This window comes from Xanthobacter agilis (assembly GCF_021730435.1).
GTDB lineage: Bacteria > Pseudomonadota > Alphaproteobacteria > Rhizobiales > Xanthobacteraceae > Xanthobacter > Xanthobacter agilis.
Genome location: NZ_JABWGX010000009.1, coordinates 84,477 through 99,269, shown reverse-complemented (window position 1 = coordinate 99,269; position 14,793 = coordinate 84,477). Strand labels below are relative to the sequence as shown.

The following is a 14,793-nucleotide window of genomic DNA, read 5'->3' as shown; positions in this document are numbered from 1 at the left end:
GCATAGGCTAGCTTGGCACGAGCTTCAAGCCCTACGTCGAGTCAACCTTGCGCAACGGAATCCGGCCCCGCACACGCCGGGGATCACCCCAATCTCACGCCGAGACGCTCTGCCTGGCGTTGCACATAGGCTTCCATCCGCTCACGCCCAAGGGGGGTCAAGCGGACAACGATACGACGTTTATCCCGCGCGTCCGGCATCTTGTCCACGAGGCCCGCCTGACGCAAATCGTCAATGCGCCGCAGCGCGGTCGTTGTGGGCGCACCGGACGCGATGCACAGGCTGGTCACCGAGATCGCACGGTCACTCGCCTCAGCGACCGCCAGATCCAGCATCATTTCCCACGCCGGATCGGAAAAGAGATTGGACTCGAACAGCGCCGCCCGATCAGAGCGAGCGGCCACCAGCGCCCGCAGAAAATCCGACCGTTCGATCGCCCCGACGGCCTCCCGGCTGAACCGCTCCGGGCCACCACAGACAAGATCAAGAGCGCGACCGACCGCGTTCGCCACCTCCTCCGCGGTCACAGGCTTCTGGAGGAAATCCACTGCCTGGAGTCGCAGCGCGCCGATCGCCCGATCCACGGAGGCGTGCTCCGTCATCACGATGGAGGCAAGCGGACGCCGCCGGCGACGCAACGCCAACTTCTGCAACAACTCGATCCCGTCGATGCGCGGCAAGTGCAGGTCCGTGACCACCACCTGCAAACTCTCGTGCTCCTGCACCAGTGTCAGCGCTTCCACCGCCGTGCCGGCGGTCAGGCAGGGCACACCCAACGCGCAAAGCCCATCATGCAACTCGGTCAGCAACTCAGGATCGCCATCCACCAGCAAGACACGTGGGATGCCCTGGATCGGCTCATCCATTCCCTTCACCCCCTGCGACCCCGCCGCTCCTGGCTGGGTCGCAGCCTGAATGTCCAGCCGAACGAAGAGATCCTTGATCTGCGCCGCGCCCCACGGGAAACCACCCTGCACGATATTACCCCCAGCACTCCGGCCAGCAACAGACTTGCCATAGTTTCGACACCTTCCGCAACTGCGCTCGACTACCGGAAATGTATCAATGCCACGGGTTCGCGAGAGCGAAGCGTTTCCCGAAAAGAGTGCCACCCCATGGCCTCAGCGGCTTATTCCTGATCGAACCGTCGGCGATGCCCCGCTTCCCCAGTGTCACACCCCCTGTGACAGATGCGCCGTATTTGCGCCGTCTGCTTCCAGAATGTCACATCGGCACTCACCCCCGCACCCTCGGCAAGCGCGGCGAACATGGCAGGCGCGGCGAACATGGCAGGCGCGCCCCATCAGCTCGCCGTAGGCCAGTACACCCGAACACGACGATCAGAGATGGACGTCGGCCTCGGTCCGTCAACACCGTGGTAGGGTCTTTCATGCCGGCGCGAGCGCAGACAACGCGAAAAAGCACCACTGAGGAGCCGATGGTGTCCCTCTGGGCTGGGCGCACGTGCGTTTGAGCCATGGCGTCGTGATGACCCCGCCGGGCGACCCGCCGTTCAGCTCCCCTTAGGGCCTCCTGACCATAAGCGGCGCCAGGCCTCGCACATCTGTTTCGCTCGCTGGCCCGGAGTCTGGCCCCCCCACGCGACACAAGCCGCCCCCAGACCGGGTCCAACCGCATCGCGCGGGCCGCCCCGAGCCAAAGACCTCAATAGACGCCGCGCGACATCGGCACCGAAGCAATTCAAGGCCTCCAGGAGCGCAGCCCCCGCCAGCACACAGAACCGCAACCGTGTCCGCGCAGGAACGGCTGATCGGAGAGCAATGCGGTTCAGCAGGTACCAGCGTTCCGATCAGAAGCCCGGCCACATTCTTCCGGCCCCTGCGCCGAAGCGAAGCGCCGTCGTTCCAAACGACATGCGACTCGGGAAAGCTGCACATGGCGGCGAGTGCGGCGCACCCGGTACGGGCGCCGCAACGTGCAAGACGCCCTCTACATCACCACCCTCTCCGCATCGCGCCGAGTGCCGACCTCAAGAGGCCCCGCTCTGGGATCACCAGCGAAATAAAGACAAGCGCAGTCTCGGCAACTCGCGACCCGGTTCGGGGGCGGACGCTCGCCGCACACTCTACGCGCCACGGCCTGAAGCCAAGATCCGTCTGGTCACCCCCCGAGCAAGGACGCCCCGCCCCCCTGAAGGGCACCACCAACACCCTCCCGCAATTCCCCGCGACCACCTGAAGCGACCACCTGAAAAATGGGAGAAGGGACGTTATATTTCGGATGACGCACTTCGGTTGCGGCAGAGCGCGCCCGCCAAAGGCCGGACCGGAAGCCTCGTCCCATCCCCGCCGCTACGGTGAGCCAAACACCTTCGCCGGCTGCGCCTTTTGCGCGAGCGCACAGAGAGCGCGGGACCGACACCCCCTCGGCGGTGACGCCGACAACCATTCGCATCGTAGACGCTTGTAAGCCAAGCTATCACGCACCACTTTATTCTAAATCCCCTTCTCCTCCGACCAGAATGATCCGGCCGAAAGAGAAGGCGAAGGTCGGCGCGAAGCACGAAACTCAGGCTACAAACTGATACCCCAAATAACGCTTCGCATCGATGACGTCATAGCCAAGCTTCAGACGCAACTTCTTGCGCAGCTTGCTCATATGGCCTTCAATAACGCTCTCGTCCACGTCGTCATTGAAAATACCATAGATAGTATTGAAGATCTGAGTCTTGGTGACCCGACGCTTGCTGTTCTTCACAAGATATTCGAGGATATGACGCTCGCGTCGCGGAAGAGCGAGGGGCTCACCATCGACTTCCGGGTCCCGACCATCGAAGAACACCTTCAACCGGTTGCAATCCACTGCCTGCGGCTCTCCCGCACGCACCCGGCGCCACACCGCATCCGCGCGCGCCATAATCTCTTTCACATGAACGGGCTTGCGAACGACGTCGTCGATCCCAGCAGTAAACAGCTCTAACGTGTGCGTGAGAGACTTGACATCCTCAAGCGCAATGATGGGCGCACTCGAATAGCCTCGAATGAGATCCGGATAACCGATGCGTCCATCCACATCTCCGACCACGAAACTTTCGACGGCGCAAAGATCTTCCTCGCAGGTAGTCAGAATCCAATCGCGAAATTCGCCATGCGTGAACCCCTGAGAAGCGACCCCTTCACGAGAGAAAGCCCCAACATAGCTTTCGATGACGGACGGCCGCTCGTCCACGACCACATACATGCTACCCTCCATACCGCTAGCCGGTGCACCCTGCCCGCGCTCCGCCACAGACGCGGAACGACGGTTCCCCCAGGGGCGCCGACACTGATAGGTAGCATATTCGCGATTCCCGCCGCGGCAATCCGAGCAACTACGTTAACCTGATATTAATAATTCCATACTGGCAGAGGTCCCCGCCGAACCTCCCGTAAAATGGAACAAGCGATGTCACACTCCAGCGAACAATTGATTCAAATCAATAAAATGGCCCCTCAATGGGACTAAAATAAATAGTTTTCGAACTCGACAGAATTCGCATTATGTGCTTAAGAGCGCCCCATCGCTATGACCGCGCCTAACCCCGCCGGCAGCACGCGAATCCGTTGTGGCCGCGGCGCACACCGCCGACTTAAGACACCATTCGGAAAACAACCCCGCGCCAGAGCCTTCTCGCCGCATTCCGACGCGACGCCCTGATGAGGCGACAGCGCCCAACGGCCGGCGTGCAGAGCACTAGCATTGCCCGATCAGACAACACCACCCCCCGACACCATTCTCGAGACAGGCACCCGCCCCGCCAACGGGAGCGCAAACGCCGCAAACACCCGAAGCTGCGGCACCCGCGCATGCGCCGAGGAGAAAGGAAAGGCAGGCAGGAGGCCGCCCCCCCGTCAAGACGCGCAGTCGCTGTCAGCCCTCGAACACCGCATCGATCTTGCCCTTCAAAGTCTGCGCGTTAAAGGGCTTAACAATGTAGTTGTTCACGCCTGCCTTTTTCGCCGCGATGACGTTTTCCGACTTAGCTTCGGCCGTGATCATGATGAAGGGAATGCTACTCAGCGCGTCATCGCTGCGCACCTGCTTGAGAAGCTCGTAGCCTGTCATCGGCTCCATGTTCCAATCGGAAATCACGAGGCCGTAGTTGCGCTCCTTCAGCCTGGTGAGAGCCTCGGCACCGTCCGAGGCCTCGTCCACATCCTCGAATCCAATCTGCTTCAGGAGATTGCGGATGATCCGAACCATCGTCTTATAATCATCCACCACGAGGACCGGCATCGTAAGGTCAATCGCCATCTCACACTCCGCAAACGAGCGAGAAAATCTTCCCCTCGCACGGCGCTGCCGCCGCATGCAAGCCCCTTCTGCCGTCAGGAGCTTGCATGAAGCTTGCAGTGGGCGACGCTAGGGGCTTTCGGTGGGCCTTTTTGGGTCTTATAAGATCAGAGCCAAGTGCTCGAGCGTTCAGGAGAGTTGCATGTCAGGCGCGCGTCGTCCATTCCGTATCGAGACCGCCAAGACCAACGGCGGAAATGAAGCGGAAGGCGTCCCGGCGCTGACATCGTTCGATAGCCAAATCAACAGTATTCTGGCGCAGCTTGGTGAAGTGCGCGAGGAGATACGCAAGTTTCAGGACCGCGATCCGACACTTGCGCGTGAACGAGATCGCAGCGTTCTCTGGTCGGGCATAGAGACCATTCAGGATGCCATTCGCAATACGCGACACGAAATCGCAACCATCCATACCGAAGGCCCGCGCGGCGAACGCCTGACCAGCGCCACGAGTGAGCTCGAGGCTGTGGTCAGCGATACAGAGGGCGCGACGGAGACCATCCTTTCGGCCGCCGAGTCGATCGACAACCTGACCCAACAGCTCGTCAGCCGGCTGTCTGATAAAGATCTAGAGCTTGCGCGCAAAATTCAAGACGAAGTTGTCCGGCAATTCGAGGCCTGCAACTTCCAGGACATAACCGGTCAGCGCATCCGCAAGGTGGTCAAGCTTCTTGTGTTCATTGAGGAGCGCGTGACGCGCATGACGGAAATCTGGGGCGGCTCCGAACTGGTGGAACGGGCCAAGGAGATGGAAAGCCGCGATGGGGATGCCGCGCTGCTGAATGGTCCCGCTCTTTCCCACGACACCAATGTCGTGTCCCAGGACGATATCGACAGCCTTTTCCGCTAGGCAGTGTGGACGGATTTGATGAGGATGAAGCTCAGGGCGAGGGCGACGATGGCGGCGACGCCGCATTCGGTCTTCTCGCAGCTCAGGGCGACGCGCTTGAATCGCTTCAGTTTTCCGAAGCATTGTTCGATGCGGGCACGGCCCCGGTAGAGCGCCTTCGGGAAGAAGGCCGGCGGGTGCTTCGCGTTGGATTTGAAGGGGATGGCCGGCGCGATGCCCCGAGCCCGGGCAATGGCCCGGTTGGCCTTGGCGTCATAGCCCTTGTCGGCGAGCGCCGCGCGTGGCGTGACGTCCGGCCCCAGATCCAACAGCAGCTTGAACAGCGGGCTGTCGCCGACCTCGCCGCCGGTCAGGTGGAAGGCGAGCGGGTGGCCATCGAAGTCGCTCTTGAGGTGGATCTTGGTGGAGAAGCCGCCGCGCGAGCGGCCGAGGGCCTGGCCTTGCTGCCCCCTTTTGCGCCGGTGGCGGAAACATGGGCGCGCACCACGGTGGAATCGAACATCTGGACCAGATGCGCGGTGCGGCTGAGGGAGGCCAGGGTCTCGAAGAACAGCTCGAACACGCCGGCCTGGCGCAGCCGCCAGAACCGCTTCCAGACGCTGTTCCAGGGTCCGAATTCGGCGGGCAGGGCCCGCCAGGAGATGTTGTGCACGGTGAAATAGTGCATGGCTTCGAGGAACTTACGATCGTCGCGGCCCTTGTCGCCGCGTCGCGACCGGCAGGCGCGGAACACCTCCAGAGCCACTGCCCAATCCTCATCCGTCATCCGCGTCAGCATGGTCGACCTCGCCAAAAGCCGACCCGCTATGAATCACCGAAAGCACAAAAAGGGAATCCCCTCCGCCTCAACCGGCGGAAAACCGTCCACACCGCCGAATCGCAAGGGCCGCTTCGCCTTTTCGAGCTGGGTCTATAGGCAGCGTAACCTTGTGGAGAGGTTCTTCAACCGGATCAAACAGTTCCGAGGCATCGCCACACGTTATGACAAAGACCCAGCCAACTTCCTCGCCGCCGTCAAACTCGTCGCTGCGAGGATCTGGTGTCTGAGTCTATGAGTCGACGGCCTAAATGACGCCGAAGGGGGCGGCGAGACGCTTCATATGATCGGCATCACCGTCATCGGGGCGCACCGCTGGCCCGCTGGTGAAAGGCACGGACAGCGAGACAGAGTCTCGGGTGCTCGCGAGCTGCGTTTTCCACCAAAATGCATCTGTGCACCAACAGCATCGAGCTCCTCATAGCTGTCGACGTCCCGTCGGACCAGGCCGACGACGACACCCGCGCCCTACCGCTCCTCGATGGCGACGGACCAGCGCCGAAAGGCCTTCGGGCCGGTCGCGGCTACGATTCCGACCACGTCCGGGAGGTGATGGAGACTCGCGGTGTCATGCCGATGAACCCGACGCGCCGAAGCCGGAAGATCCAGATCCCCGTCGACGATCACTTCTATGTCCTGCAAACAGGATCGAGCGCTGCTTCGACAAGCTGAGAAACTCCTGCCGACTCGCCACAGCCGATACAACTCGACGGCCGAGAGCGGCCTCGGCTTGGCCCTCATCGCTGCCGTCAGGCTATGGGCGAAGGCCTTCATCAGCAGCACCCAGAAACTGACGAGCGGCGCGGTGAAGCTTCGGATGCGGACCAATGGTCACAATAGTTCCAACGTCGACCCCGCCCATTCAGGAGTGAGGATGACGTCTATCCGCGCAAGCCCTTTTCCAGCGAAGGACATGTTCGTCGCGAGAATCGGCGGCGCCTTGGCCCCACCATTCGGGCAACGTTTGTGGCGCCTCGTCGCGCAATTCGCCGGCAGCTGCTCCGGAACTGGAATACCCGGAACAGATCCCGAGCCCAATGACGACCTCTTCGCGCCCGCGCCCATTGCTTGAGATCGACCCGAACGTAAGAAGCCCCTCGGCACGAAAACCCAACATGCGCTTTCGCCGCCAGTCCCGGATCCCGGCCTCAGGCCCGCTTGCAGTCAAACCTTGATGCCAAACGGAGACGGACGCCTCTCCATTGAGGCTGCACACGGCACATAGGTGCAACGATGCTGCGGCAAGGGTTTGAAGGCCTCCCCTACACCGATCACGGTCTCAGCCGCGCCGAGTACCAGATAGCCGTCGGGCGCCAATACGCGCGCAATACGGGCAAGAATATCCGTCTTCGTCGGCGGATCAAAATAAATCAGGACGTTCCGGCAAAATACAATGTCAAATGTGCCCATGCCGGAAAAGGGTTCCAGGAGATTGAACTTCCGGAACTGAACCATCTTCCTGACCTGCTCTTTGACTTCCCACGAATCTCCGACCTTGGTGAAATACTTCATGAGCATCTGAACGCCCATGCCACGCTGAACTTCGAATTGATTATATCGGCCCGCGCGCGCGCGATCGAGCACGTCATTGGACAGATCCGTGCCCAGGATCTCCACCTCACGTCGGCCAACGAGCCCAGGGTTCTCCAGCAACAGAATAGCCAGAGAATAGGGCTCCTGCCCGCTCGACGCCGCCGCACACCATATCCGCAGGCGGTGTCCCGGAGGCCGGGCCGCACTCAATGCCGGCAGCATCGTACGCGTGAAGTCCTCGAACGGCGCCTTGTCCCGGAAAAACAAGGTTTCGTTCGTGGTCATGGCCTCGACCACGGCAGCGGCGATGATGGTTGAAGAGCCGTCCCGCAGCATAGCCGCGAGCTTCGAGAAGTCCGGAACGTCGAATTTCCGCAACAGCGGCATCAGGCGACTTTCGAGCAAGTAATGCTTGTCGTCAGATAGCTGCAAACCCGATTTCTGCTTCAGAAAGCGTACGAAAAAATCATAATCGGAAGCATTAATCACCGGCGCCCCCCTTCCACCAACCGGACCACCTTACGGCCGATGCCGTCCAAGGGCAGGATCTCGCAGGCGTTTCCGGCCGTGGCAGTCGCACCGGGCATGCCCCACACAACACTCGTTTCTTCATCCTGAACGATGACGCTGCCCCCGGCATCCGCCACCACGCCGCCGCCCTTCGCCCCGTCGCTTCCCATCCCGGTCAAAACAAGCGCAAGCACCCCTTGTCGGTACGCAGCCGATATCGCTGTGAACATGGGGTCCACAGCCGGCTTGCAGAAATTGACGGGCGGAGCGTCCGAAAGGCGGAGAACAACGCCAGCTGCCGTCTTTTCCACCAACATGTGAAGACCGCCCGGAGCCACATAAATATGGCCCGGCTGAACCACCGTTCCATCCGTCCCCTCCGCGGCTGGAAGGCCAGCGGCGCGACCGACATGCTCAGCCAGAATCGCGGTGAACGTCGGCGGCATGTGCTGGGTGATGAGGACCGGAATATGCTTCAGGTGCGGGCCGATCTCCGTAAATAGCCGGGTGAGAGCCTGAGGCCCACCGGTGGAACTGCCCACCGCCAACACCGCCACCGGCGACATGGAATAGGGCCGCAGTCGCATTGCCGCAGCGGACGCAGCAGGCCGCGGCGTGATCGCGGCCGCCGCTCCGGCTCCAGCAACCGCGCGGGGCGCCGGCACACCGCTGGGCGCCGCAGCGCGCCCCGCATCGGCCACGCCACGTCGACGCTGCGCCTTCGCACCCAGGCTGCGGACCTTCGCGATCAACTCCCGCTTGAAGTCGTCCGCGTTGAACATGCCGGCACCGGCCTCCGGCTTCGGCAGATAATCCGCCGCACCGAGGGTCAGTGCCTTCAGGCTCACCTCAGCCCCCCGACGCGTCAGCGTGGAGGCAACCACCACCATCGTACCCGGCCTCTGCTTCAAGATGAGCGGCAACGCCGTCAGCCCATCCATTTCCGGCATTTCGAGGTCGAGAATGACTACGTCGGGCTGGGACCGAGCCATGTCGTCCACCGCCCGCCGTCCATTGGCATGGGTGGCCACCACTTCAAGCGTCGGATCTTCGCCCAGCCAGCGCGCGACAATACCGCGGACGAACACGGAATCGTCCACGACCATCACCCGGATGAGTGGAGCCTGCGTGGGCGAATCGGGAGCAGAGCGGGAAACCGTCACAGAAGATCCTTCTCCGCCAGACCTACCGCTTCCAGCTTTTCATGCAGGATTTCGTCGTCGAACGGTTTCATGATGTATTCGTCCGCACCCGCCTCAAGGGCTTCGGCGATATGGGACATGTCATTCAGGCTGGTGCAGAAGATCACCTTCGGCACTGTTCCGCCTTCGCGTGCCCTGAGCAGACGCAAAAACTCTATGCCGCTGACAACCGGCATTTCCCAGTCGAGCAGAATGACATCCGGCATGGCTCGGTCGCAGGATTCGAGGGCGTTCTGCCCGTTGACGGCCTCTTCGACCAGGAAACCGAGACGTTCCAGAATGCGTCGTGCAATTTTTCGCACCACGCCGGAATCATCCACCACGAGACAGGTCTTCATATGTGAAGCTCCTCGAGCGCCTTCGAGTGAAGCTGGCACCGGCTCGCCGGCAGAAACCGCCATGAGGCATGCACCGATAGCATTAGCGTGCGTCACCGAACCGATGACAGATCAAATTGTCGCGCTCCCAGCCCCTGCGGGCGAACCGCGTCAGTAGCGAGACACCACCGCCGCCTTCACCGTACCGGCTCCGCGCAGCACCAGATCCACGTTCAAGATCAGCATGAGCTCGCCGGACAGGCGATGAACACCCGCCGCCACGGCCGCCCAGCGCGGATCGAGATTGGAGGGATTCGGCTCGCGCTTGGCCGCATCGAGCCCGAGAACTTCACCCACATCGTCGATCATGAGCCCGAAGGCCTCACCATCGTGCTCGATGCCCACCGCCATGCCGCGCCCCTCGGCGGGCGGCAGCCCCAGCAGGCACCGCATGTTCAGCATGGTGACGATGCGCCCGCGCAGATTGAGCACACCGGCAATCGCCGCCGGAGACAGCGGCACGCGGGTGATGGCATCCGGCGCGAACACCTCATGAACCATCTCGATGGGAAGCCCGAACAGCTGCGAGGCGATGCGGACCGTCACATATTGCTGCTGGGTGCCGACCGGGGTTCCGATCAACGCTGGAACGTGCTCGCTCATGCTGCGGCTCCCTGTCGTCCGGCGAATTCCTTCAAGGCCTCGATGAGGCCCGCGCGATCATACCGGGCCACATAGTCGGTGAAGCCCGCGGCGCGCCCGCGCTCGATGGTTTCCCGATCGCGCGCCGCGCTGACCGCGATGATCGGCAGGTCGCGATTTCGCGGATTGTCGCGAACCGCCGCCGCCAAGGCAAAGCCATCCATGTCGGGAAGCTCCAGGTCGCTGACGATGGCGTCGAAGCGCGCGTCATCCCCCAACCGGTCCAGCGCCTCCCGCGCCGAGCTGCAGGTGGTAACATCGTAACCGTTGCCCTTCAGCACCGGCGCAAGCAGATCACGATGGAAGGCGCTGTCGTCCACCAGCAGCAGCTTCGGACGGGCTTCAACCCGCACCAGCTGCTCGAACCGCTCGCCAAAGGCGACGTTGATGTAGAAACCCACATCCAGGATCTCGGTCGCCTGCCCGGCCACCACCGCCGCCCCCAGCACCTCGGGCATGCCGGATGGCGAGAGCTGCATGTCGAGAACGGTCTCGACGATGTCCACGATTTCGTCCACCAGAAGGCCCATCACCCGGCCATCGGCGGAGAACACCAGCATAGGCTGGGTCCCGTCCTTGACGCGGCTGACTTCCTCGTTTGCGTAGAGCACCGGGATCAGGCTGCCCCGATACTGGATCACCGGATAGCCCTTCACGCGCTCGATGCCGGAAACATCCAGCTCCTCGATGCGGGTGACAAGACCGAGTGGCACCGCCTTCGGCTCGGTCGCGCCCGCCCGGAACAGCAGCAGCGAGGTGCGATCCTCCGCCACCGCGTGATGGCCCTTGTCCGCCGCGGAAAGGTCCATTTCCCCCGCCTCCGCGCCGCGTGCGGCCGCGCCCTGCGCGAGGCCGGACGGATCCACGATCATGATGACGCGCCCGTCGCCAAGGATGGTGCAACCGGAAACCATCGGCACCTGACGCAGCGCCGTCGACATGGGCTTCACCACGATCTCTTCCGTGTGCGAAACCGCGTCCACCACCACGCCGAAGGTCTCCGCCCCCACCCGCAACACGACGATCAGCGCGTCGGTCCATTGGTCCTTGCGCCGGGCGTCGCCTTCGGGGCTCAGGCCCAGCAGCGTTCCCAACGCGACGATGGGCAGCAGCTTGTCACGCAGGCAGAGCACTGGCACATCGTTAAACCACGTCACTGCGTGGTCGGTGCCCGGCTGCACGCGCACCAGTTCGACCACCGCGCTCTGAGGCAGCGCGAAGCGTTCCTCGGCGGCGCGAACGATCAGCGCCGGCACGATGGCGAGGGTCAGCGGGATCTTGATGACGAACGCGGAGCCCTGGCCGAGCTTCGAATGCACCTCGATCGTGCCGCCGATGGCCTCGATATTGGTGCGCACCACGTCCATGCCCACGCCGCGGCCGGAGACGCTCGTCACCTTGTCCGCGGTCGAGAAGCCGGCTTGGAAGATATAACGGAACGCCTGCACGTCCGTCATCTTCGCCACTTCGGCCTCGGTCGCCAGCTTGCGCTCGACGATCTTCGACTTGATGCGTGCCACGTTGAGACCGCGTCCATCGTCCGCGATCTCGACGATCACATGACCGCCCTCGTGATAGGCGGACAGGCGAATGATGCCCTTTTCCGGCTTCCCCGCGGCGCGGCGCTCCTCCGGCGTCTCCAGGCCATGGTCGGCGGAATTCCGCACCATGTGGGTCAGCGGGTCCTTGATCTGGTCGAGCACCTGCCGATCGAGCTCCGTATCGGCACCGATCTGGTCCAGTTCGATCTGCTTGCCCAACTCCTGGCCGAGGTCGCGCACGATGCGCGGCAGCTTCTGCCACGCGTTTCCGATCGGCTGCATGCGCGCACGCATCACAGCGTCCTGCAGTTCGCCGGTCACGTTCGACAACCGCTGCAGCGAGACCTTGTATTCGGAATCCCCCTCGCGCCGCGCGATCTCCATCAATTGATTGCGGGTGAGAACAAGCTCCGACACCATGGTCATCAGCTGCTCAAGCACCCCGACGCTGACACGGATCGTCTGCGCGGAAAGCGCCGACGCGTGCCCCTCCTCCGCGTTGGCGGGCACCCCGGTGGGTACCAGGCCAGCCGGCCGCTGCGCTACCGGCGGGCGGGCCGCATCGGCAACGGCCACCGCGCCCGAACTCGAAACCGGAGCCGGCACCGCAGCCGTGGCCGCAGCAGGAACAGAAGCCGCGGCGGAAGCCGAACTGCCGGCTGCGGCCGGTGCCTCGGATGCCGCGACGTTGGGGGCTGCCGGCTTGTCTTTGCCTCGCGCCGGCAGCTCGACCTTGGTCTCGCGGAACAGGCGCTCAAGCTCGTCGAGGGAAATCTCGCCCGGCAGCAGCTCCCGCTCCAAGGCCTGCGGCGCGGCCTCGACCTTGGGCGCGGGGGGCTCCGGAACAGGCTCCGGCTCCGGCGGCGGCAGCTCGGTGGCCGCCAGCGCCTCCAGCAAGCCGATCAGGTCCGCGTCGACCCCTTCCGGTTCCTGTCCGTTATTTTCCTCGATGGACGAGAGGATCCACTTGATGCGATCCATGGTGGTGAGCACCAGGCTCACGGCATCGGCGGTCACCGGCCGACCGTCGCGGAACTTGCCCATCAGGGTTTCGGCCGCATGGGCGAGCGCGGCCAGCCGCGTGAGGCCGATGAAGCCGCAGGTGCCCTTTATGGTGTGCACCAGACGGAAAATATTGTTCAGGATATCCGCATTGTTCGGATCCTGCTCGAACTTGACCAGCTCCACGTCGGCCACGTCGAGACTTTCGTTCGTTTCCGTCAGGAATTCCTGCAGCAGGTCGTCCATCGTCTCAACTCCGAGAAGACAGGGTGTGCCTGTCTGAGCTTTGCCGAATATCCCGCGCCGCCTCCCGCGGCGCGGGCCGTAATCCTGGTCGCCGCCGAGGTCAGGCGGCGCGCACGCGCGAAATGAAGGCTGTCACCTGGCTGCGCAGATGCGTGGCCTGGGACGACAGATTGCTCGCGGCGTTGACGATGTCACCCGACGCCCGGCCCGTATCCGCCGCCGCCGAGCTGACGCCGGTGATGGAAGCGGAAACCTCCTGCGTGCCCTGTGCGGCCTGGTGCACATTCTGCGCAATCTCGCCAGTGGCGGTGCCCTGCTCCTCGATGGCCGCCGCGATGGCGCTCGAGATCTCGTCGATCTTGCGGATCGTTCCGCTGATGGCCTCGATGGCGTGCACAACCTCATCGGTGGCGCGCTGCACCTCGCCGATCTGACCAGAGATTTCCTCCGTCGCCTTTGAGGTCTGCTCCGCGAGGCTCTTCACCTCCTGCGCCACTACCGCGAAGCCCCGCCCGGCCTCGCCCGCGCGGGCAGCCTCGATGGTGGCGTTGAGCGCCAGAAGGTTGGTCTGCGATGCGATATCCGTAATGAGGTTGACCACCTGCCCGATGCGCCCGGCACTGGTGGCAAGCCCACGCACCACTTCCGCGGTCCCGTTGGCCTGGGTATTCGCCTCGCGGGCGACCTTGGCCGACACGGTCACCTGACTGCTGATCTCGCGCACGGAGGCCGCCAGTTCTTCAGCGGCAGAGGCCGCCGTCTGCACATTGCTCGTCGCCTGCTCCGCAGCGGCCGCCACGACCGTGGACTGACGCGATGTCTCCTCGGCGGAAGACCGCATGGAGCCGGCGTTGCGCTCCAGCACGCCGACCGCATCGGACACGGTCTGGACCACATCGGTCACCGCGCGATCGAACTCCTCGGCGAGGCGGTGCATATCGGCGCGCTTTTCCTCTACCGCCCGCACGGCCGCAGCCTGCTGGTCTCGACGGGCCTCTTCAGCCGCAAGCAACTCGGCCTTCAACTGCTCCGTCGCATTCCACAGATCACCGATCTCGTCCTTGGCACGCTTCTGCGAGAGAGCGACGTCGAGATCCCCCGCCGCGAGCTTCTGAATGGCCGAGGACACCTGCCGGAGCGGCCGGCTCAGCTTGCTCGTGCCGATGTAGAGCGCGGAACCGACGCCAGCCACCAGCCCCACGACCGTAAACGCGATCAGTGCCCAAAGCGTCCACTGACGCGTTTCCGCCTGTTCCGCACGCAGGGGATCGAGCTCCTCCCGGATCTCGGAGGCATTACGCTCCAGGCCCTTCTGAAGCGCCGTGCGGATCGCGACGTTCGTGGCCAGACCGCCACCCGCCGTCATCGCGGCCTGAGCGCCACTGGCCAGCGACGCCTTGAGGATCTCCCGCACCAGACCGGCGAAAGCATTGACATCGCCCGACAGCTTCTGCACCCCGTCCCGCATGTTCGGCGGGGTCGCGGTCTTGAGCGCGCCGACGTCGTTGAGCAACTGAGTCAGAGCCTTTTCGGTCTCGTTGGCCGCCACCCGCACGTCCACATCGCTTTTCGCAACATAAACACCGCGGGTGTTCACCGTGACCATCGCCACGTCCTTATTGACCCGTTCCGCGAGGAAGGCGCGCTGCCAGACGTTATCGAGGCGCTCCCCGACCCCAGAAACCGCAATCACCCCGACGATCGATACCGCGCACACGGCCACCGCCGCCGCGCCCAGCACCGCGACGATTGAATGGATCTTCCCCGCGATCTTCATGCCCCA

12 protein-coding genes and 2 pseudogenes are annotated in these 14,793 nt (G+C 63.4%); 3 read left to right on the top strand and 11 right to left on the bottom strand.

Going from position 1 to position 14,793, the window contains the following annotated elements:
• Nucleotides 1-83: 83 nt before the first annotated feature.
• From HUW53_RS08760 to HUW53_RS08750, 3 genes are all read right to left on the bottom strand, one after another.
• Nucleotides 84-977 carry a response regulator gene (locus HUW53_RS08760; protein ID WP_237345371.1) on the bottom strand — a complete coding sequence of 298 codons (894 nt, stop codon included), beginning with the start codon at nucleotides 975-977 and terminating at the stop codon, nucleotides 84-86.
• A 1,552-nt stretch (nucleotides 978-2,529) separates the two neighbouring features.
• Nucleotides 2,530-3,201 carry a response regulator transcription factor gene (locus HUW53_RS08755; RefSeq protein WP_237345370.1) on the bottom strand — a complete coding sequence of 224 codons (672 nt, stop codon included), beginning with the start codon at nucleotides 3,199-3,201 and terminating at the stop codon, nucleotides 2,530-2,532.
• A 669-nt stretch (nucleotides 3,202-3,870) separates the two neighbouring features.
• A complete protein-coding gene (locus HUW53_RS08750) occupies nucleotides 3,871-4,254 on the bottom strand; it encodes a response regulator (RefSeq protein ID WP_237345369.1) in 384 nt (127 codons plus the stop codon).
• A 181-nt stretch (nucleotides 4,255-4,435) separates the two neighbouring features.
• Between HUW53_RS08750 and HUW53_RS08745 the strand changes: the two genes are divergently transcribed.
• A complete protein-coding gene (locus tag HUW53_RS08745) occupies nucleotides 4,436-5,140 on the top strand; it encodes a protein phosphatase CheZ (RefSeq protein WP_237345368.1) in 705 nt (234 codons plus the stop codon).
• Here the strand turns inward: HUW53_RS08745 and HUW53_RS08740 are convergent.
• Both HUW53_RS08740 and HUW53_RS08735 read right to left on the bottom strand, forming a co-directional pair.
• Complete coding sequence (locus HUW53_RS08740; RefSeq protein ID WP_237345420.1) at nucleotides 5,137-5,724, bottom strand: IS5 family transposase; 588 nt, start codon at nucleotides 5,722-5,724, stop codon at nucleotides 5,137-5,139. The genes HUW53_RS08745 and HUW53_RS08740 overlap by 4 nt on opposite strands.
• Nucleotides 5,703-5,906: pseudogene (locus tag HUW53_RS08735) on the bottom strand (transposase); the annotation flags it as partial. The pseudogene HUW53_RS08735 and the gene HUW53_RS08740, both read right to left, overlap by 22 nt.
• A gap of 103 nt (nucleotides 5,907-6,009) precedes the next feature.
• Between HUW53_RS08735 and HUW53_RS08730 the strand changes: the two are divergent.
• Nucleotides 6,010-6,195: pseudogene (locus tag HUW53_RS08730) on the top strand (transposase); the annotation flags it as partial.
• Nucleotides 6,196-6,588: 393 nt separating this feature from the next.
• Entirely contained in the window at nucleotides 6,589-7,029 is a 441-nt protein-coding gene (locus HUW53_RS08725; RefSeq protein ID WP_237345367.1) for a hypothetical protein, read from the top strand.
• Nucleotides 7,030-7,121: 92 nt separating this feature from the next.
• Here HUW53_RS08725 and HUW53_RS08720 read toward each other — a convergent pair whose 3' ends face one another.
• The 6 genes from HUW53_RS08720 to HUW53_RS08695 all read right to left on the bottom strand — a co-directional run bounded on the left by HUW53_RS08720 (nucleotide 7,122) and on the right by HUW53_RS08695 (nucleotide 14,787).
• Nucleotides 7,122-7,979, bottom strand: a complete 858-nt coding sequence (locus HUW53_RS08720; RefSeq protein WP_237345366.1) for a CheR family methyltransferase — start codon at nucleotides 7,977-7,979, stop codon at nucleotides 7,122-7,124.
• The gene (locus tag HUW53_RS08715; RefSeq protein WP_237345365.1) at nucleotides 7,976-9,163 is read right to left on the bottom strand and encodes a protein-glutamate methylesterase/protein-glutamine glutaminase; all 1,188 of its coding nucleotides are present in this window, start codon (nucleotides 9,161-9,163) and stop codon (nucleotides 7,976-7,978) included. The genes HUW53_RS08720 and HUW53_RS08715 overlap by 4 nt, the downstream gene beginning before the upstream one ends.
• Nucleotides 9,160-9,540: a response regulator gene (locus HUW53_RS08710; protein WP_237345364.1), complete on the bottom strand. Its 381-nt coding sequence runs from the start codon at nucleotides 9,538-9,540 to the stop codon at nucleotides 9,160-9,162. Before HUW53_RS08710 ends, HUW53_RS08715 begins: the two co-directional genes overlap by 4 nt.
• 150 nt (nucleotides 9,541-9,690) lie before the next feature.
• Entirely contained in the window at nucleotides 9,691-10,182 is a 492-nt protein-coding gene (locus HUW53_RS08705) for a chemotaxis protein CheW (RefSeq protein ID WP_237345363.1), read from the bottom strand.
• Complete coding sequence (locus HUW53_RS08700) at nucleotides 10,179-13,010, bottom strand: hybrid sensor histidine kinase/response regulator (protein WP_237345362.1); 2,832 nt, start codon at nucleotides 13,008-13,010, stop codon at nucleotides 10,179-10,181. The genes HUW53_RS08705 and HUW53_RS08700 overlap by 4 nt, the downstream gene beginning before the upstream one ends.
• Before the next feature lie 100 nt (nucleotides 13,011-13,110).
• Nucleotides 13,111-14,787, bottom strand: coding sequence for a methyl-accepting chemotaxis protein (locus HUW53_RS08695; protein ID WP_237345361.1), 1,677 nt, complete (start codon nucleotides 14,785-14,787; stop codon nucleotides 13,111-13,113).
• Nucleotides 14,788-14,793 lie beyond the last annotated feature (6 nt).